The organism is Nonomuraea sp. bgisy101 (assembly GCF_057708945.1).
This window is the reverse complement of the sequence record NZ_JBYITD010000001.1, coordinates 1-18,590: the sequence shown is the minus strand read 5'-3', so window position 1 is coordinate 18,590 and position 18,590 is coordinate 1. Positions and strand designations below refer to the sequence as shown.

Below are 18,590 nucleotides of genomic sequence, written 5' to 3'. Positions count from 1 at the left end.
GGCCCCGTGTTCGTCAGCCTGCCGACCGTGCATGTGATCAACCATCTCGACCGCGACTACCTGCGCCAGTCGCTCGAACACGACGTCAGGACCGGGCTGACGTCGTCGCCCAAGTGGCTGCCGCCCAAGTGGTTCTACGACGCCGCAGGCAGCGAGCTGTTCTCCCGCATCACCCGTCTGCCGGAGTACTACCCGACCCGGCGCGAGCTGGCCATCCTGCGGGCGCGTGCCGCCGAACTGGCTGCGGCTTCCGGTGCGGACACGCTGGTCGAGCTGGGCTCGGGCACCAGCGAGAAGACCGTCCTGCTGCTGGAGGCGCTCGCCGCGGCGGGCACGCTGCGCACCTACACGCCGGTGGACGTCGACGCGGTCACCCTCGAATCGGCCGCACGGCGACTCGCCGAGCGCTTCCCCGGGCTGGCCGTCACGCCGGTGTGCGCCGACTTCGAGCGGCATCTGGCGTTGCTGCCGCGCGCCGGGCGGCGGATGGTGGCCTTCCTCGGCGGCACGATCGGGAACCTCGAGCCGGTCGCCCGCGAGGTGTTCATGAAGGAGCTGCGGGCCACGCTCCGGCCAGGCGACACGTTCCTGCTCGGAGCGGACCTGGTGAAGGACACCGGGCGGCTGGTGGCGGCCTACGACGACGCGGCGGGGGTGACGGCCGCCTTCAACAGGAACGTGCTGCGGGTGATCAACCGGGAGCTCGGCGCGGACTTCGAGCCGGAGGCGTTCGGGCACGTGGCGCTGTACGACGCGCGCCACGACTGGATCGAGATGCGGCTGCGGGCGAACCGGGACATGCGCGTACGGATCGGCGGGCTCGGGCTGGCCGTGGACTTCGCTCAGGGAGAGGAGATGCGCACCGAGATCAGCGCCAAGTTCCGGCCGGAGGGGTTGCGGGAGGAGCTCGCCGCCGCGGGGTTCGAGGTGCGCCGCCGCTACACCGATCCCGCGGGGGACTTCACGCTGGTCCTGGCCGAGGCGTGAGCGCCGGAGCCGGTTCCTCGCGCATGGAGCGAGCGGAGCGGCACACCGGGCAGGCCGAGCGGCACACCGGGCCGGCGGCACGGGCCGCCGGGGCGTGGCGGGGTGCGCGGAGCGTGGTCCCGCCCGGGTATCTCGACGCGGCCGGCTGCAACGTGCCCAGTGACCGGGTGCTCGACGCGGTCATGGCGCACCTGCGGCTGGAACGGGAGCGCGGCGGCTACGCGGCCGTCCCGGACCTCACCACGCCGAAGGCGGCCCTGGCCGCGCTGGTCGGCGCCGGCCCCGGGGACGTGGCGTTCCTGGAGAGCGGGACGGCGGCGATGGCGGCGCTGCTGGGCGGGTGGCGCCTCGCGCAGGGCAGCCGGGTCGGCCACGCGCGCACCGAGTACGGCGGCACACTGATGCTGCTGCGCCACCTCGCGGTCCTGCGCGGCTGGAGTCTCGTCGAACTGCCCGTGGACGGCGACGCGCGCCTCGACCTGGACGGCCTGCGAGCCGGTCTGGTGGCGGGCCTGGACCTGGTGGTCGTCTCTCATATCGGCTCCCATCGCGGCGTCGTGCAGCCGGCGAGCGAGATCGGGACGCTGTGCCGCGCGGCGCAGGTCCCGCTCGTGCTGGACGTCTGCCAGTCGCTCGGGCACGTGGAGGTACGCGGCGCGGGCGCGAGCGCGTACGTGGGCACCTCCCGCAAGTGGCTGGCGGGGCCGCGCGGCGTCGGCTTCCTGATCGTGCCCGGCCCCACGACCGCCATGGACGCCGCGGCGCCCACCCTCGGCGGGCACGTCTGGAACGAACCGTCGCCATCGGGCGGTGAGCACACCCTGCCGGTGCCGCTGCCCGGCGCCGCCCGATACGAGAGTTCGGAGGGGGCGATCGCGGCCAGGGTCGGCCTCGGTGTGGCCGTCCTCGAGCACCACGCGCTCGGCCCGTCAGGGGTCCACGAGCACCTGGCCGACCTGGGCCGCACGGCCCGCGACCTGCTCGACGGGGCCGGGGGCTGGCGCGTGGCCGAACCGCCCGACGAGCCGTCCGCCCTGGTCACGCTCACGCCCCCGCCGGGCGACACGGCCGAGAACGCCGCTGCCAGGGCCGCCGCGGCGTCCCTTCTGGTCAGCGTCGTGCCGACCGGCAGGGCGCCGCTGGACCTGCGCGAACCCGTGCTGCGGGTCTCCCCGCCGCCTGGCACTCCCCCGGAGACCCTGCACGCCCTGGCCCGCGTCCTCGCCGGTGAGCGCCGAGAACCGTCTCACGCCGAACAGCCCGCGCGCTCACGAATCAGGCCACAGAGATGACCTCGGCGGACCAGCCGCGGCCAACGAAGGGCCGGTGCGGGCGAGCCGAGGAGCCGCCCCGGCCGTCACAGCGTCACGCGGGTCGCCCTGGCCCGTCGAAGGCGAGCCAAACCTCCTCTGAGTCATGTTTGGCGGTGACTCTTGGCGGTACCTCGCATGTAGGGGGAACCATGAAGAAAATCGTCGTCGCCGGGCTCGGGATGGTGGCCGCTCTCGGACTGTTCTCAGGCTCCGCCCGAGGCGGGACGGACCAACGGCACGAGGTGAGCGAGCAGCAGTACCAGATCCTGATCGGTCAGTGCCGGTACGCGGACACGCCGAGCGCCCGGGCCCAGTGCCGCTCACAGGTCAGGAAGCAGTACCGCGTCGGGAAGGCCGACCCCGCACTGGACTGCCGCACCTACTCCGGCGTGACCGTGTGCGGCGAGCTGAGGCTGGGCCCGGCCGAGCGCGCATGTGTCAAGGACTCCGTCTCGAAGGGGCTGACCTTCCGCCGGGCCGAAGTCGAATGCTACGCCTGGAAGAGCTGACGCCGACCGACGTGATCTTCATCCCTGAGCGTCCGGTGGCCGCGGAGCGGTGATGCGACGTGATCACGTCCCGCCGGCGGCCGGAGTCCGGTCTTCCGGCACGTCACCGGCCAGGAGCAGCACGCCCAGCTGTTTCCTCTGCTCAGGCGTCAGCCGTACCGGCCAGACGGCGGGCAGCACGAGGACGTCGCCGTTGGGCATGGCGACGAGGTCAACAGGAAGCGGAGGGGAAGCAATCACAGTGCGCTTACTCTCGCACGTCAGAACGCTTTACGAGAGGCCTTCACATCTTCCGGGAGGTCTTGGCGCTCCAGGAACTTGCGGAGAGCGGTCCACCGCCGATCAGCCGGCGCGCCGTTCGGCCCGCCCCTCACCGGGACCGCGCACGCGACCCGCCGGGACCTCGGCCGACCACCAGCAGGGGCGCGCAACGAGGCTGTTGGCGGCGGTCCCGCCGCGAAAACGCCGATGGCGACGGTCCTGGGCGGCCGTAGGGTACCGGGATGATCGAGATACCTGAGGGATTCGCGCGTGACACCGTCGACCGTGAAGGAGAGCCGGGCAAGGCCTGGATCGCGTCCCTGGCCGACCTGGCCGAAGGCCTGCTGGCCCGGTGGGGCTGCACACTCGCCGGACCCGTCATGCACGGGCAGGTCGGGGTCGTCCTGCCCGTGCGGCGGAGCGACGGCACGCCCGCCGTCGTGAAGATCTCCTTCCCGCATCCAGGCAACGTTCACGAGCCCGCCGCGTTCGCGGCATGGGGCGGGCGCGGCGCCGTGCGGCTGTACGAGCGGGACGACGCGGTCTTCGCCATGCTGCTGGAGCGGGCCGGACGGCGAACCCTGGCCGATCTCGACGACGTCGACGCGGCCGTCACCGCCGCCGGGCGGCTGGCCAGGCGGCTGGCCGTACCGGCACCGCCCGGGCTGCCGCGGTTGAGCGAGCGGGCCGGGGAATGGGAGGAGGAGCTGCGCAAGGACGCCGAACTGCTGGGGCGGCCCCTACCGGCACATGTGCTGGACGCCGCGATCGCGACGGTCCGTGACCTCGGCCGCGACCAGCCCGACACCCTCGTCCACGGCGATCTGCACTACGCGAACGTGCTCCAGGCCGATCGCGAACCCTGGCTGGCCATCGACGCGAAGGGGTACGTCGGCGACCCCGCCTACGATGCCATCACCTTGCTGCGCGGCCGCTTCGAGGACCTGCTCGCGGCCGACGACCTGCGGGTCGCCGTACTGCGCCGCCTGGACCTCTTCGCCGACGCCGCGGAGGTGGACCGCGAGCGGGCTCGCCGCTGGACGCAGGCCCGCGCCGTGACGGCCGCTCACTGGGGCCGCCTCCACGGTGACCCCGAGTGGGTGGTCATGGCGACCGAGCACCTGGCCGGGCTCCTCACCTGACACGGGCGGCCGCCCCGCACGCCGTCCGGCCGCGTCGGCCCCGCGCACGCCCGAAATCTCCTGTTCGCGGCGGCGTCGCGATCCGAAAACGTGCCGTTCCTCATGCTCCGTGAGATTGGTCCGGGCGTCTCCGTCTCTCAGACGGAGCAACACATGGGCTATCGCTCAAAGGGAGCACACATGGGCCACGGCCACCCCCACCACCACCACCATGGCCCCGATCAGGGTGGAACCGGTACGGACGTTCCCCCGGCACTCGACCTTTCCGTCCCGGACAGCGAGCTGTCCCCTGCCGACTCCTCCCGCCGCGGATTCCTCCGCCGTACCGGCCTGCTCGGCGCCGGCGCCGCGGCGACGGTCCTGTCGGCCCCGGATCCGGCGCACGCGCGGACATCGAGTGGCGACGGCGGCAGGGACCGCGGCGAGAAGGGCGGGTTCCTGTGGCTCGCCGGCGACCACCACATCCACACCCAGTACAGCTCGGACGGCCAGTACCGGGTCGTGGACCAGGCCAGGCACGCGCAGGCCTATGGGCTGGACTGGATGGTCGTCACCGACCACGGCAGCGCCGCGCACGCGAAGATCGGGGTGGAGAAGGTCAACCCGGACATCGTCGCCGCCCGCGAGCAGCTCAAGGACCTGCTGATCTACCAGGGCCTGGAGTGGAACATCCCGGCCGCCGAGCACGCCACCGTCTTCGTCCACCCCGGGCGCGACGAGGTGGCGGTGCTCAAGGAGTTCGAGAACGCCTACGACGGCTCCGTCAGGGGCGCCGGCGACTCGACGCCGGCCAACGAGGCGCTCGCCGTCGCCGGCATCAGGTTCCTCGGCGAGCAGGTGCGCAAACGCCGCATCGACGGCGCGCTCTTCCTGGCCAACCACCCGGCGCGGCGTGGGATCGACTCGCCGCACGAGGTGCGCGGCTGGCGCGACGCCGACCCCACCGTGGCGATCGGTATGGAGGGCGCCCCCGGCCACCAGGCCGCCGGCCTGCCACGGGCGAGCGCAGGTCGGGCCCGCGGCTACTACGACAACAACCCGTCCGCCGCGTCGTTTCCCGGCTACCCGCTGGAGAGCTACCGCACCTGGGGAGGCTTCGACTGGATGACCGCCACCGTGGGCGGGCTCTGGGACAGCCTCCTCGCCGAGGGCAAGGCGTGGTGGATCAGCGCCAACTCCGACTCGCACGTCAACTACCTGGACACCTCCCAGCGCGGCCCTGGCGGCGCCTTCGACCTCAACGGCAAGCACAACGACCCGGTGTACGGGCCGCTCCTCACCGAGGCCGGCGACTACTGGCCTGGCCAGTACAGCCGCACCCACGTCGGGGCGAACGCGTTCAGCTACCGCGCGGTGATGGACGGGCTGCGGGCCGGCCGGGTCTGGGTCGACCACGGCGGCCTGATCAGCGGGCTCGACGTCCGCGCCAGGCAGGCCGGGGACCGGCGCAGGCGCTCCGGCACCCCGCTGGGCGGCGTCATGCGGGTGAAGCGCGGCACGAGCGTGGAGGTGACCATCGACATCGACCTGGCCACGACGCCGAACTGGTCACAGTTCGTGCCGACGCTGGCCAGGGTCGACGTGATCACCGGCATGGTGACAGGGCCGGTCACCGACCCCGACACCTTCACCGCCCCGACCGCCCGCGTGGCCAAGTCGTTCGAGGTCGGCGGCGCCACCGGGCGCGTCTCCTTCACCTACTCCTTCGGGCCGGTCGGCGAGCCGTTCTACTTCCGGATCCGCGGCACGGACGGCAAGCGCAGCGCGCCCGGTCTGATGGGCGCCGGCGTCGACCCTGCAGGACCGGCGCTGGATGTCGCCGGCGCCGCCGACCCATGGCAGGACCTGTGGTTCTACGCCAACCCGATCTGGGTCCTGCCGAGTTGATCGGGCTCAGCCTCGGGCACGCCACCGACCGGGACGCCGAGCACTGGCTGCGCGAGATCGTGCGGCCGCTCGGTCTCCCCGGCCTGATCGCCTGCACGCACCTGGTGCAGGAGCCGTACCCGCACGTGGCGATCAGCCTGGCCGCCGCCGGACGGTCGCCGACCGGCCTTCCTGCCCCGGCGCCGGAGCTGCGGGACGCGGCCGGGCACGCAGCCGCCGAGCACGCCGCCCGCCGGTCCGGCAGGGCGGTGTTCTTCCCGGGCGTGGAGAGGCTGACCGGCACCCTGACCGTCGGCGAGGTGACCGCGGTGAGTGCCATCCAGCGTGTGACCCTGCTCGGCGGCCCGCCACCCGAGCCGGGCACGGAGCTCGAGACCCGCGACTTCGTTCGCCCGCTCTGGCAGGACGGCCTGCTGACGCTGGTCACGGTGCCGGTGGCAGGGGGGCGTGTGGCCCCCTTCGAGGTGCCGGACCCGACCCCCTGCTGCGCTGACCACTGACGACCGTCTCACGACGGCTCGGAAGAAGCGGAGGGCGGCGCCTGTGCCCCTGCCTTCGGCGGGACGGGCACAGGCGCGGCCGGTCAACGAACCTCGTGCGGGCGACGGCAGGGCACGCGCCTCAGCGGGCCTCGTGCAGGCGGCGGCAGGGCATGCAGTGCCGGGTCAGCGGCCGGATCTTCAGTCGCTCGAACGGGATGGCCTCACCGCAGCCGGCGCACCGGCCGTAGGACCGGTCGGACAGCCGCTCCAGGCACAGGTGGATCTCGGTGATGCTCCGCTCGGTCGCGGCCAGGTCGGCGAGCACCCCTTGCAGGGAGCCGTCACCGTTCTCGACGCTCTCCGCCAGCGCCCTGAGCTCGTCGAGCCTGGACGCGCGCCACATGAGCTGCCCCTGGAGGTCCTCATGGATGGCCTGGACCTGGACGTCGCTGAGCCGGACGTCGTCGTACTGAGTCATATGTGTTCCTTCTACGAGTCGAGTGGGACGGCGCTCACGCCGTCGGCAGGGCCACCAGCGCCGCGAGCGGCGAGAGGCAGAGGCGGGCCAGGCCCCTGACCGTGGCGTGCGCCGGTTCGGGCGCGGAGCTCACCGTGAGGCCGAGCCGGGAGCAGAGTCGCGCGGCCAGCCGCGGCCGGCAGGCTCCGCCGCCGGTGAGCAGCAGGCCACGCTCTCGCGCGCTCGCCCGCTGCTCCGACGGCAGCCTGGCCAGCAGTTCGGCTGTCATCGCCGTGACCCGGTCCTGGACGTGCAGTGGCAGGACGGGCTGCGTCTGTGCGGGTACCTGCAGGGCGACCGCGTCGGCCACCGCGGCGTCGCGGATGACCACGACCTCGATGATGCCCGCGCCGATGTCCAGGAGGAGCTGCGGGCGCGGGTCGGTGACGTCCAGTCCACAGCCGACGGCGGCGGCCAGCGGCTCCTCGACCACCGCCACCGGGCAGCCTGCCGCCCGGTGTACCGCCTCGGCCGCCGCGGCTCGTTCCGCGGGCGAGGCGCTCACCGGGACGCCGAGCAGCACCCTGCGAAGGGGCCGCTCGGCGTCCACCATCACGGGGCGCAGCGCCCTGCGCACCAGGCGGGCGCAGGTCGCGGTGTCCGCCACCATGCCGTGCCTGACCGGCCAGCGGGTCTCGTCCTGCGACGTCACGCTGGCGGGCTGGTCGATGATCACGGGGTGGCCGAGGGCCACGGCCCTGATCCGGGCCGTGCCGAGGTCGACGGCGGCATGCCCCTCCAGCCATGAAGCCCGGCCGTTGATGGTCATGCCGCCTTCCCCGTGCGCTCGCAGCCGCTGCACCACTGTTGCTGCGGGTCCCGCAGCAGGCGGGCGAACGGGATGAGGGCGCCGCAGCGGCGGCAGGTGCCGTACGCGCCGCGGTCCATCCGATCGAGGGCGGCCTCGACGGCGGCGACCCGCCGCGCGGCCGGACCCGCGGTCGCGGCGCGGCCGAGCTCGGCGCGGGCCGCGACCAGACGCTCCTCCAGCACCTCGCGCAGCTCGTCGAGCTGGGCGAGGTGGCGGCTGTAGTCCTGCATGAACGTGTGCACTGAAGCCATGACGGCATCGCTCCTGGTATGAGGAATCCAGCGGTCGCCCGCGGCAGGCGGGCAGGCCGAGAAGTCCCCTGTGTCCGGGCGCGCCTCGGCGCCGGGACCGCCTCTCAGGGCAAGGGGAAAGGAGAGATCGTCTAGACCAGGGGCGGGCTGCGCGAGCCCGCGGTGCGATGCCCGGGTTGCTGGGGCCCGATGATGGCGGCTGAGCCTGCCGGCGGCCAGGCGAGATCAGGCGTCTCGGGAGCGGCCTCGCTCCTGTGGCCGGCCGGCCACAGGCGGTGCAGGTGTTCGGGGATCCTGACCGACGGCGGCGGCAGGGTGGACAGCGTCGAGACCTCGGAGCCGGGGGTCACCACGTCGGTGGCGGATGACTGCCGGCCGTGAACGTCTCCGGCCCATGTGGGGGTGCAGGCGACCATGGCCAGGGCGAGCAGGAGCAGGCCCACCGCGGCCGTCAAGGCAGCGGAGCCTCGATTGCCCCAGGTCACCATGAGGCCGACCATAGCCCACTTTCGCGACAAGGGCACGGGCACGATGCCGGGACCCCGATCAAGGGCGCGCTCCGCGACGCCGTCAGTACCGCCAGGCGGCGCTCGGCCTGGCGGACGCCACGTCCCTCAGGTCCTTGCGGAAGGAGAGGATGCCGCTCCACGGGGTCTGCCGGGCGACCTTTCAGTGTTCGTCGAATCTGACGGACACGGTACCGGCGTAGCCGCCGGGCGCGATGCCGGGGACGGGTCCGGGGAACATCGCCAGGTCGTCGTCGTCCTCCGTCTCGTGGACCCGCTCTCCGGAGCCGAGCAACGCCCTGGTCAGCGCCTCCCGCTCGTCGAGCATCCCGTCCAGAGCCCGGCCGAGGTGCTCGCCGGTGAGCGCGGTGACCGACTCGGTGTCGTGGAGGGCGGTGAGCACCGCCCGGCGCAGCAGTTCCTTGAAGAACGACGCGGTCGCGCCCTCGGTCCTGGCCACGATCGGCTCCAGGTCGGCCTCCAGCCGCATGTCGCGCGCGTACAGGCGGAGCAGCGCGGCCCGGCCGGCCGCGTCGGGCTTGGGGATCCGCACGGCCAGGTCCACCCGTCCTGGGCGGTCGGCCAGGGCCCGCTCCAGCACGTCGGCGCGGTTGGTCGTGAGCACGAACGTGACGTCGGCGTCGGCTCCCACCCCGTCCATCGCGTCGAGCAGCGCGAACAGCAGGGGGTTGCCGTCGTCGGTGTAGGAGCGGTCGCGCGCGACGAGGTCGACGTCCTCCAGGATGACGATCGCCGGTTGCAGCCGCCTGGCCAGGCCCGCCGCCTGGGAGACGTACCTGATCGCCGAGCCGGTCATCACGATCACGGTGCAGTCGCGCATCCGGCCCATCAGGTAGCGGACGGTGTGGGTCTTTCCTGTGCCGGGCGGGCCGTGCAGCAGCAGGCCGCGCTTGAGGTGCTGGCCGTGCTCGCGCAGCCGTACGGCGTGCTCCCCGATGTCGACGATGTGCCGCTCGATCGTCGCCAGCACGCCGTCCGGCAGGATGACCTGGTCGGCGGACAGGTCAGGCCGGGGCAGGAACGACACCAGGTCGTTGCCGCGGTGCTCGCTCCACTCGAACGACAGGACCTGCCCCCGGTAGACGTCGTGCTCGCGCATGCGCCGCTCGATCTCGTCGCGGGTGCGCGTGGCGGTCGACCGGTCCGTGGCCAGCACCACGACGGTGCACTGCGGGGACATGTGCTCCTGCGGGCCCCGCAGCCCGATCACCACCGGCGCGCCTTCGGGCGAGCGGGCGAGGATCAGGCCGAGCGAGATGACCTCGGTGCTCTCGTCGGGCCCCACCGCCGCCGTGGCGTAGTCGACCGCGCCTGGCTCGAAGCGCTCCCAGCCGCGCGCCGCGCTGGCCAGCATGTTGACGAAGTCCTCGTGCTCGCGGCCCTGCCCTGCGATGCCGAACCACTCGGCCTCCGGGCCGTGCGCCTCCAGGTAGGCGTCCACGCCGCGCTGGAGGTTGACGTGTTCCCATGCGGGAAAACCCGCGACCACGTTGACGATGTTCTTGAGCTCGCACCCGAGGTGGCCGGTGACCCGTGCCACCAGTTCGGGTGTCTCCCTCGCCTGGTCAATCTCACGATGCGCGTCCTTCAAGAGCCCTTCGAGAGCCCGCGCCAGCCCCCTGGCGTCGCTGAGATCCATGGACCTCACAGTGGCAGAACTCATGCGGACATTCCTGCTGATTAGTCTGCACCGCTCGGCCATGCGGGACCGGTACGGCCGACGGCCGGGTCGCGCGGGTGCCGCTCGCCTGCGAGGAGGCGGTCAAGGCGGCGGTCGTGGAGAGACCACGGCCGCCGCCCGCCGTCTCACGGCCGGATCTCGTAGACCACGTTGAACGGAGTCTGGGCGGCCCGCCGGAACCGGGTGAAGCCCGCGCCCGTGATCACCTCGCGGATCGCCGCCTCACCGGCCTGCGCGCCCAGCGCGTGGCCGCCCGGCTGGGACAGGCCGTTGGGAACGCAGAGGAACGTGGAGGCGCTGTAGTACAGCCGCCCCAACGGGGTGAAGTTCTCCTCGACCTTGTCGGAGGCGAACGGCTCCACCAGCAGCCACGTGCCGTCAGGGGCCAGCGCTTCCCGCACCCGCCGGGCGGCCCCGAGCGGGTCGCCCAGATCGTGCAGGCAGTCGAACATCGTCACCAGGTCATAGTCCGTGCCTGTGAAGGTCTGCGCGGTGGACACCTCGAAGCTGACCCGGTCGGTGAGCCCGGCCTCCGCGGCCCGTTTGCGTGCCAGCGTGATCGAGTCGCCGTGGTAGTCGGAGCCCAGGACCGTGGTACGCGGATACGCCTCGGCCAGGAGCGTCGACGAGGAGCCGAGACCACAGCCCACATCGGCGACCCGAGCCCCTCTGGTGAGCTTGGCCTCGACCCCGTCCAGCGCCGGGATCCAGCTCGGGATCAGCTCGGCCGCGTAGCCGGGCCGGAAGAACGCGTCGCACCCGACGAACACGTCCTCGTCGTGCTCGTGCCAGCCGACACCGGCGCCGGTACGGAACGCCTCGGTGATGCGCGGTTCGGCGCGCAGCATGCCCAGGGCGATGAGGAACGCCGCCGGCACGTTGGGGCCGTTGGGATCGGCCAGGCAGAACGCCTGCTCCTCGGTCAGCGCGAACCGGCCGGTCTCCGGATCGTAGGTGACGTACCCGCCGGCGGCCTGTCCGCGCAGCCACTCGGTGAGGTAGCGCGGGTGGCACCCGGTGCGCTCGGCGAACTGCCCGGGCGTCGCGGGACCCTTCGCCAGCGCGCGGTAGAGGCCGAGCCGGTGGCCGATCACGACCGAGCCCGCGGCGTCCGTCGCCGCCAGGTCGCTCACGAACCGGCCCAGGAACTCGTTCACCTTCTCGTGGTCCATCACTGGTCTCCTTCCTGCGGGACCGGCTCGTGCCGGTCACAACAGAAAGGGTCGGCGCGCCGCCTTTCACGGCCCTCTCACGGGCTATCGTCGTCCTAACAGGCTGAGTTCTTCCTCGTCAGGGGCATGCTGGACACGGGGGGTGCCATGACAGTCGGGCGCCTGCCGCCGTCGGTCAGGGTGGAGGTGCTCGGACCGCTGCGGCTGCTTGTCGACGGCGTGGCCGTGGACGTGGCAGGTCCGAAGCGGCGTGCGGTGCTGGCGCTGCTCGCGCTCGCCGAGGGCCGGACCGTGACGGTCGATCACCTCGTGGACGCGCTGTGGCCGTCGGAGGTGCCCGAATCGGGGCGTCAGGCCCTGCACAACCACGTGTCCCGGCTGCGCGGGCACCTCGGACCCGCGGCGGCCAGGCTCGAGACGCGGCAGGACGGCTATCGGCTCGCGCTCGAGCGCGACGAGCTGGACGTGGCACAGGCGCGGGCGTCGCTCGCGGAGGCGCGTGCGACGGCGTCGCGGGACCCGGCCGGCGCGTTCTCTCTGCTGCGCGAGGCGCACGGGCTGTGGCGAGGGCCGGTTCTCGCCGACCTCACCGACATCGTGCCCATCGCCACCGCGGTCGAGGAGTACGCGCAACTGCGCCGCGAGATGACCGACGCGCTGATCGCCGGCGCCGTCGCCGCAGGGCAGGCGGAGGAGATCCTGGGCCTGGCCGCCGCGTCATCAGTCGCCGACCCCCTGCGGGAGCCCGCGGTGCTCCTGCTCATGCGGGCGCTGGCGGCGACCGGGCAGGCGCCGGAGGCGCTGCGCATCGGGCGCGAGTACCGCCGCAGGCTGGTCGACGAGACCGGCCTGGACCCATCAGCCGCCCTGGGCGAGCTCGAACGCGACATCGTCGGGGGCGCCGCAGGCCCGGCGGCCGGCCGGCCCGAGGTGCCTGCCCGGCCGACCACGCGGCTGATCGGCCGCGAGTCGCAGGTCTCCGCCCTGCACGGGCTGCTGGCGGCCGAGCGCCTGGTCACGCTCGTCGGGCCCGGCGGCGTCGGCAAGACCAGGGTCGCCCTGGAGGTCGCGCGGCAGAAAGGCACGGCGACGGTACTGCTGGCCGCACCGGTCACCGATCCCGCCGCCATCCCGCACGCGCTGGCGGCGGCCCTGAACCTGAAGGTCGACCACGGCGACGTTCTGTCCGCCTGCGTCGCCCTGCTGGCCGACCACCCCGGCCTGTTGGTGATCGACAACTGCGAGCACCTGCTCGACGGTTTCCGGGACACGGTCGACGTGATCCTCTCCTCGTGTCCTGGCATCTCCATGCTGGCGACCAGCCGCGAACCTCTCGGCCTGGCGGCCGAACACGTCTCACGGCTGGCGCCGCTGCCGCTGCCGCACCCCGATCAGGACCCCTCCCTGGCACCGTCCGTGGCGCTCTTCCTGGACCGCGCCCGCCGGGTGCGCCCCGGTCCCCCACCGACGCCGGAGGCCCTGCGTACGGTCGCCGACATCGTGAAGCGCCTCGACGGGATGCCGCTGGCCATCGAGCTCGCCGCCGGCCGGCTGTCCACGTTCTCCCTCGCTGATCTGCGCGGACGCCTGGACCGCTCGCTCGACCTGCTCGGCGGCGGCACGCCGAGCGTGGACGCCCGGCACCGGACGCTGCGCGCGACCATCGAATGGTCGTACCGGCTCCTCACGGAGGACGAGCGGCGCCTGTTCCGGCAGCTGTCGGTGTTCGCCGACGGCGTCGACCTCGACACCGCCGAGCGGCTCGCCGACGGCCTCGGCCTGGCGAGTGATCCAGGAAGCGCCCTGGCCCGGCTCGTCGACGCCTCCATGATCGAGGCCTCCTTCGAGGGGGCCACCCGGTACCGCATGCTGGAGACGCTGAGAGCGTTCGGGCTGGACCGGCTCACGGCGGCCGGCGAGGACAGGACCGCGGCCGAGCGCATGCTGCGCTGGGCCGTCGAGCTCAGCACCTGGATCGGCGACGCCATGGCCACCGAGCGGGAGCCCGAGGCCGACGCCGTCCTGCGCCGCGAGCTGCCGAACCTACGCGCCGCGTGGCGGCTGGCCCGCAACCAGGGGGCGCTGGACGATGCCGCGGCGATGGTCGTCGCGCTGTACAACGCGGTCGCTTACCGGGACCTCATCGAGATCCGCGACTGGGCGGAGGAACTGGCCGACGACCCGGCACTCGACGCCTGCCCGCACGCGAGCGCCGTGCTCGGAACCGCGGCGGAAGCCGCCTACCACCGCGGCGACTTCCACAAGGCCGACCGGCTGGCCCGTACCGGGCTGGAGAAGGCGACCGGTGACGCCGGGTCGTGGCACTGCCTGTCGGCGCTGTCGGTGACCGATCTGGCGCGTGGCGCCTACGACGACGTGGTCGAGCATTCCCTCGCCGCGGCCGTTCTCGCCGGGCCGCAGCGGGAGAACCTCGGCATCGCCGCCCTGGCGAGGGCCTACGCGGGCGATCTGGACGCGGCGCGAAGGCTGAACGACCGGGGAAGGACCGGGGCGGTGTCACCTTCGATGATCTCGTTCTGTGCCTACGTCGCCGGGGAGATCGAGAGCCGCGCCGACAACGGCGAGCCGGCTGAACGGCATTACGTGCGTGCCATCGACCTGGCCCGCACCTCGGGCGCGACCTTTCTCGTCGGCGTCGCGACTGTGGGGCTGCTGTCGGTGCGCGCCGGCGCCGGCCGCGTCCATGAGGCGCTGGGCGGATATCGCGACGTCATCGAGTACTTCGCCCGCAGCGGCAACTGGACTCACCTGTGGGTCACCCTGCGTAACCTCGCCGATCTGCTGCGCGCGCTCGGCGACGACGAGCCGGCGGCGCTGATCGACGCCGCGGCCGCCCAGGCTCCCGACGCGCCCGCCGTCGACGGCCGCCGCTCCGGCACTCCCGCGGCTCCGGCGGCGCCGGTCCTGGGACGCGTCGCCGTCCTCGAGGTGGCCAGGCAGGCGATCGCGCGGAACCTCACCAGGCCGTGACAGGCGGTGAGGGCCGCTCGGCGGCCCCCGGACGCCGCGGCCGCTCGACGAACGACTCGTCGCCGACCCATGCCGTGAAACGGTCGACGCCCATCCCGGCGATGAGCTCGCGCGTCTGCGTCTCCTGCGCCGCCAGGGCGAGGACCTTGCGGGCCGCCGTCTCCGCGTCCAAGGCGAGGTCGACCGCCAGCCGGTGAGCGGGTGTCACGATCGGGTGTCCCGGAGGGAAGATGCCCAGGCTCTCGTGGAGAGCGCTCCAGCGCGACGCCCGCCGTTCCTCGAATGTGGCGTACAGCAGCCGCGCCCCTGGCGGCGCGGCGCGGTCGAACGCGGCGGTGGTCCAGGCCGAGACCGCCTGATGGTCCGGGTGACCGGTGATGCCGTCCGGGCCGAAGGTGAGCACGGTGTCAGGCCGTACCCGATCGATGGCCTCGCACAGCCTCGCCACCGCGTCGGACACGCGGACCTCCGCGCAGCGCCCGTCCCGGTAGTCGAGCCAGTGATGCTCGTGGACTCCGAGGATCTCCAGGCAGCGCGCCAGCTCGCCGGTGCGTGCCGTGGCCAGCCGCTGCGGCGGACACTCCGCCGGGTGGGCCGTGCCGCACTCGCCGCGGGTGGCGGTCACGCACACCACCCGCGATCCACGGTCGCGAGCCAGCGCCATCAAACCGCCGGACAGGTAGGCCTCGTCGTCCGGATGGGCCCAGATCCCCAGGATGGAGCCCAGCCCGGCGACACCGGACGTGGAGGTGATCATTGGCGTACCTCCCTGACAAGGGTTCCGTGTACGGCCAGCCCCGCGCCGCAGCAGGCGACGGCGATCATCCACAGCCGGCCGGCCCCTGCGGCGTCGACCACGAGGCCACCGAACGACGCGCCCGCCGCCGATCCGAGGTGGATCGCGGAGCTGTTCAGGGCGAGCAGCAACGGCGCAGGCCCCGCCCTCAGGCCGATCAGGCGGTGCTGCTGCGCGGGAACGAACCCCCAGGCCGCGATCCCCCACCCGACCATGACCGCCAGCGACCCGGCCACCGTCGTCGCGATGTGGGGCAGCGCCGCGAAGCCGGCGGCCAGCCCGGCCACCGCAGGGACCACCACACGGCGAGGACCGCTCCGGTCGGCCACGGTCCCGCCCCACCAGGTCCCCACCATGCCCCCGATTCCGAACGCCCCGATGAAGAGCCCGAGCCCGAGCGGCCCGGCCGCGGCGGCCAGCAGCGACGGAAGGTAGGTGTACATGCTGTACGAGGCGGTCATCACCAGGACGGTCACGCCGAGTGCCGCGACGACGGCAGGGCAACGCATCGGGCGCAGCCGTTCCCGCACCGTCGCGCGCAGCGGCGGGCCCGAGCCTGCGCGGGTGAGCAGCAGGCCGATGACGGTGGCCGCCGCGAGCGCGGCGACCAGCGCGAACGCCGCGCGCCACGAGAGCCTCGACGCCAGCAGCACGCCCAGCGGAGCGCCAAGCGTCAGGGCCGCTGACGCGCCGCCCACGATCACGCCCAGCGCGCGACCGCGGTGGCTCTCCGGCACGGCGGCGACGGCCGCGGCCCCGGCGGCCGGCACGTAGACCGACGCGGCGAGCGCTCCCAGCACCCGGGCGGCCAGCAGCGCCGGAAGCGTCGGCGCCACCGCCGACAGCACGCTGAACGTCCCGAACAGCACCGCTGAGCCGAGCAGCACGTGTCGCAGCGGCCGCGCCCCCAGGAGGGCGCTGAGCAGCACCGCGCCCGTCGCATACGTCAGCGCGAACGCCGTCACCGTCAGCCCCGCGGTGCCGGCGGTGACGCCGAGGTCGTGCGCGATCCCGTTGAGTATCCCGGCCACGACGAACATGTCGGTGCCGATCGCGAACGCGCCGATCGCCAGTGCCGCGACGGAAGGCCACCCGCGCCGGCCCCGGTCCCGCACGCGGACCGTCCGGTCCAGCACCGCGGTGCCGGCCATGTCGTCGTCCATCACGCTCTCCCCTCCGTGGCAGTCCGATCGTCGGCGCACGGCCTCGCAGCCCACTAACGCGGCGCTGTCACGCTTTTGAGTAGAGGGGTACTCATTGCCCGGACGGACAGTCTGGGTCATGATCACGGCATGCGAGCGGGGCGTGGTGGGTGGCGGGTGCGGGCGGTGGCCTTCGCTCTGGTGCTGGCCGGCGGCTGTTCCAGCGCGGAGTTGCCGCAGACGGGGCCGCAGGCGGGAGCGCAGGGTGACGGCCCGGGGCAGGTGGTCGAGACGACGGCGTCCGGGTCGGGGTCGGGGTCGGGGCCGGGAAGCGGCGACGATGACGTGGTCACGCCCGAGTCAGGTGGACGGCGTTACACGCTGAACTCCGGCCCGACGCTCGACAGCGACTTCAGCGCACCTCACGGCCAGAACGACGACGGCGCGCTGTGCCTGTCCGTCTCCGGTGGCGGGCAAGGGGAGGTCAAGGTGACGCGCGTGAGCTTCCAGCCCGCGGCATCCGGTGTCTTCGACTTCGTCGAGTGGGACTGCGCGACCGCCCCTGCGGCCTTCCCCTGCGAGGGGTCGGTGCTGGCGGGCGGGAAGGCGTGCGCGTTCAGGATCTCGGGCCAGGGCGGCGTCATGGTCCGCGCACGCGTGGTACTCCATCTGGAGCAGCGGTGCACTGGCAGGGACTCCCCCGCCTGCAGCCGGCTTCCCGGATCCGTGACGCCCTCGGCCGACCGCCCCGTCACCGTCGCCTGGCCGTCCACGTTCGGCGTGCGCTACTGCCCGCCGACCTTCGGGCCTGGGCACGTCACGGAGAAGGAGTGTGAGGGCCCACCGCGGATCGGCAATCCCGACGAGTCGCCCACGGCCCAGCCGCCCACGGACGAGGCCACCCCATCCCCCACGGCCGAGCCGACCGTGGAGCCGACCGCCGAGCCGACAGCCGACCCGACGGTGGAGGAGTGAGATGGCGGTGAAGCCCGCGCCCTCCGATCCAGGCCCCCGCTCTCCTGACAGCGGGAACGGCGCCCGGCACGGTACCGGAAGCGACGCCCTCACCGACCCCGAGCCCGACACCGGGAGCGACACCGAACCCGACACCGAACCCGACACCGGGAGCGACACCGGGAGCGACACCGGGAGCGACACCGGGAGCGACACCGGGAGCGACACCGAACCTCCGGCCGTGCCCGGCGAGCAGGAGCCGAGCCCGCTGGAGCGCAGGATCACCACGTTCGCCCAGGTCGTCGGCCTGGGCGCGGTCCCGCCCAGCATCGCGGTCGGCCTGCTCTTCTACTTCGGCTACGTCGCGAGCCGCCGCCGCTTCGTCCAGTTCGGCATCGACCTGGACATGCTGGACCTGTCCACCCAGGCCGTCCTGCTGTACGGGTCCGAGGCGCTGTGGCTTCCGCTGGTGGCCCTGTTCCTTGCGACGCTGCTGGGCATCTGGGGCCATGTCGAGCTTGGCCGGCTGATCCGGCGCAGCCGTACCGACCCTGGCACGAAGGGCACCGCGCTGACCTGGAGCGGGGCCGTGCTCCTCGTGGCCGGGCTGCTCGTCCTGGGACGCGGCGTCGCGGGCCTGGTCGTCGTCGAGCTCGCCTACGACGAGGCACCGGGCACGACACCGCTCGCGCTCGCCGTGGGCGTGCTGGTGACCGCGTACGGAAGGTGGCTGATCACCTGGCGCCGCACGAACAGGCCACGCGTCGCCGAACGGGCGGCCGCGGTGGCCGTCCTGTCGGTCGCCGTCGCCGCCCTGTTCTGGGCGAGCGGCAGCTACGCGGCGACGTACGGCAGGAGCCGAGCCGCCGACACCGTCAACGACCTGCCGTACAGGGCCGAGATCATCCTGGACACCACCGAACGCCTCTACCTCGACCAGGGCTTCCCCGGGGTGACAGAGGCCATCCTGCCGGCCAGGAAGGGCGACAAGTTCGCCTACCGTTACCGAGGGCTACGCCTGCTCACCGAGTCGGCCGGCCGCCTCTACCTCATCCCGGCGGCCTGGCCGAGGGGCGCGGGCTGGCCGCGCGTCTGGCGGGGCGGTGGCACCCTCGTCGTTCCCAACAACGACACCGTCCGCCTGCGCCTGCTTCCCTTCGCCGGCCC

Annotated in this window: 18 protein-coding genes; 9 read left to right on the top strand and 9 right to left on the bottom strand. The window is 73.2% G+C overall.

Features of this window, described 5'->3' with window-relative positions; all coding sequences use genetic code 11:
• The first annotated feature begins 6 nt into the window (after positions 1-6).
• The 3 genes from egtD to AC3EO4_RS00080 all read left to right on the top strand — a co-directional run bounded on the left by egtD (position 7) and on the right by AC3EO4_RS00080 (position 2,809).
• Positions 7-987: an L-histidine N(alpha)-methyltransferase gene (gene egtD, locus AC3EO4_RS00090; protein WP_431892717.1), complete on the top strand. Its 981-nt coding sequence runs from the start codon at positions 7-9 to the stop codon at positions 985-987.
• A gap of 23 nt (positions 988-1,010) precedes the next feature.
• Entirely contained in the window at positions 1,011-2,279 is a 1,269-nt protein-coding gene (egtE, locus tag AC3EO4_RS00085; protein WP_431892714.1) for an ergothioneine biosynthesis PLP-dependent enzyme EgtE, read from the top strand.
• Positions 2,280-2,449: 170 nt separating this feature from the next.
• The gene (locus tag AC3EO4_RS00080) at positions 2,450-2,809 is read left to right on the top strand and encodes a hypothetical protein (RefSeq protein ID WP_379580031.1); all 360 of its coding nucleotides are present in this window, start codon (positions 2,450-2,452) and stop codon (positions 2,807-2,809) included.
• A 63-nt stretch (positions 2,810-2,872) separates the two neighbouring features.
• On the opposite strand, the gene AC3EO4_RS00075 is transcribed toward AC3EO4_RS00080, so the two are convergent.
• Positions 2,873-3,010 (bottom strand): hypothetical protein, encoded by a 138-nt coding sequence (locus AC3EO4_RS00075; RefSeq protein WP_379580033.1) that lies wholly within the window; start codon positions 3,008-3,010, stop codon positions 2,873-2,875.
• A 302-nt stretch (positions 3,011-3,312) separates the two neighbouring features.
• On the opposite strand from AC3EO4_RS00075, the gene AC3EO4_RS00070 reads away from it, so the two are divergent.
• From AC3EO4_RS00070 to AC3EO4_RS00060, 3 genes are all read left to right on the top strand, one after another.
• Positions 3,313-4,212 carry an aminoglycoside phosphotransferase family protein gene (locus AC3EO4_RS00070; protein ID WP_431892710.1) on the top strand — a complete coding sequence of 300 codons (900 nt, stop codon included), beginning with the start codon at positions 3,313-3,315 and terminating at the stop codon, positions 4,210-4,212.
• Between the two features lie 180 nt (positions 4,213-4,392).
• Positions 4,393-6,099 carry a PHP domain-containing protein gene (locus tag AC3EO4_RS00065; RefSeq protein ID WP_431892707.1) on the top strand — a complete coding sequence of 569 codons (1,707 nt, stop codon included), beginning with the start codon at positions 4,393-4,395 and terminating at the stop codon, positions 6,097-6,099.
• Entirely contained in the window at positions 6,096-6,599 is a 504-nt protein-coding gene (locus tag AC3EO4_RS00060; protein ID WP_379580039.1) for a hypothetical protein, read from the top strand. The genes AC3EO4_RS00065 and AC3EO4_RS00060 overlap by 4 nt, the downstream gene beginning before the upstream one ends.
• 121 nt (positions 6,600-6,720) lie before the next feature.
• Here AC3EO4_RS00060 and AC3EO4_RS00055 read toward each other — a convergent pair whose 3' ends face one another.
• From AC3EO4_RS00055 to AC3EO4_RS00030, 6 genes are all read right to left on the bottom strand, one after another.
• Positions 6,721-7,059 carry a TraR/DksA family transcriptional regulator gene (locus AC3EO4_RS00055; RefSeq protein WP_379580041.1) on the bottom strand — a complete coding sequence of 113 codons (339 nt, stop codon included), beginning with the start codon at positions 7,057-7,059 and terminating at the stop codon, positions 6,721-6,723.
• Positions 7,060-7,093: 34 nt separating this feature from the next.
• Entirely contained in the window at positions 7,094-7,867 is a 774-nt protein-coding gene (locus AC3EO4_RS00050) for a rod shape-determining protein (RefSeq protein WP_379580043.1), read from the bottom strand.
• A complete protein-coding gene (locus tag AC3EO4_RS00045; RefSeq protein WP_379580044.1) occupies positions 7,864-8,160 on the bottom strand; it encodes a hypothetical protein in 297 nt (98 codons plus the stop codon). Before AC3EO4_RS00045 ends, AC3EO4_RS00050 begins: the two co-directional genes overlap by 4 nt.
• A 131-nt stretch (positions 8,161-8,291) precedes the next feature.
• Complete coding sequence (locus AC3EO4_RS00040) at positions 8,292-8,648, bottom strand: hypothetical protein (RefSeq protein WP_431892702.1); 357 nt, start codon at positions 8,646-8,648, stop codon at positions 8,292-8,294.
• Positions 8,649-8,829: 181 nt separating this feature from the next.
• Positions 8,830-10,326, bottom strand: a complete 1,497-nt coding sequence (locus AC3EO4_RS00035; RefSeq protein WP_379580047.1) for an AAA family ATPase — start codon at positions 10,324-10,326, stop codon at positions 8,830-8,832.
• Positions 10,327-10,493: 167 nt separating this feature from the next.
• Complete coding sequence (locus AC3EO4_RS00030) at positions 10,494-11,540, bottom strand: class I SAM-dependent methyltransferase (protein ID WP_379580048.1); 1,047 nt, start codon at positions 11,538-11,540, stop codon at positions 10,494-10,496.
• 147 nt (positions 11,541-11,687) lie between these two features.
• Between AC3EO4_RS00030 and AC3EO4_RS00025 the strand changes: the two genes are divergently transcribed.
• Positions 11,688-14,531, top strand: coding sequence for an AfsR/SARP family transcriptional regulator (locus AC3EO4_RS00025; RefSeq protein WP_431892698.1), 2,844 nt, complete (start codon positions 11,688-11,690; stop codon positions 14,529-14,531).
• Here AC3EO4_RS00025 and AC3EO4_RS00020 read toward each other — a convergent pair.
• Together AC3EO4_RS00020 and AC3EO4_RS00015 are read right to left on the bottom strand one after the other, a co-directional pair.
• Positions 14,518-15,288, bottom strand: coding sequence for a PIG-L deacetylase family protein (locus AC3EO4_RS00020; RefSeq protein ID WP_379580052.1), 771 nt, complete (start codon positions 15,286-15,288; stop codon positions 14,518-14,520). The two genes, AC3EO4_RS00025 and AC3EO4_RS00020, sit on opposite strands and share 14 nt — an antisense overlap.
• Positions 15,285-16,490, bottom strand: a complete 1,206-nt coding sequence (locus tag AC3EO4_RS00015) for an MFS transporter (protein WP_431892695.1) — start codon at positions 16,488-16,490, stop codon at positions 15,285-15,287. Before AC3EO4_RS00015 ends, AC3EO4_RS00020 begins: the two co-directional genes overlap by 4 nt.
• Positions 16,491-16,619: 129 nt before the next feature.
• Here AC3EO4_RS00015 and AC3EO4_RS00010 point away from each other — a divergent pair, with 129 nt between their 5' ends.
• Positions 16,620-17,444: a hypothetical protein gene (locus AC3EO4_RS00010; protein ID WP_431892693.1), complete on the top strand. Its 825-nt coding sequence runs from the start codon at positions 16,620-16,622 to the stop codon at positions 17,442-17,444.
• Position 17,445: 1 nt separating this feature from the next.
• Positions 17,446-18,590: hypothetical protein (locus AC3EO4_RS00005; RefSeq protein WP_431892691.1), on the top strand; the 1,145-nt coding region annotated here is incomplete at its 3' end.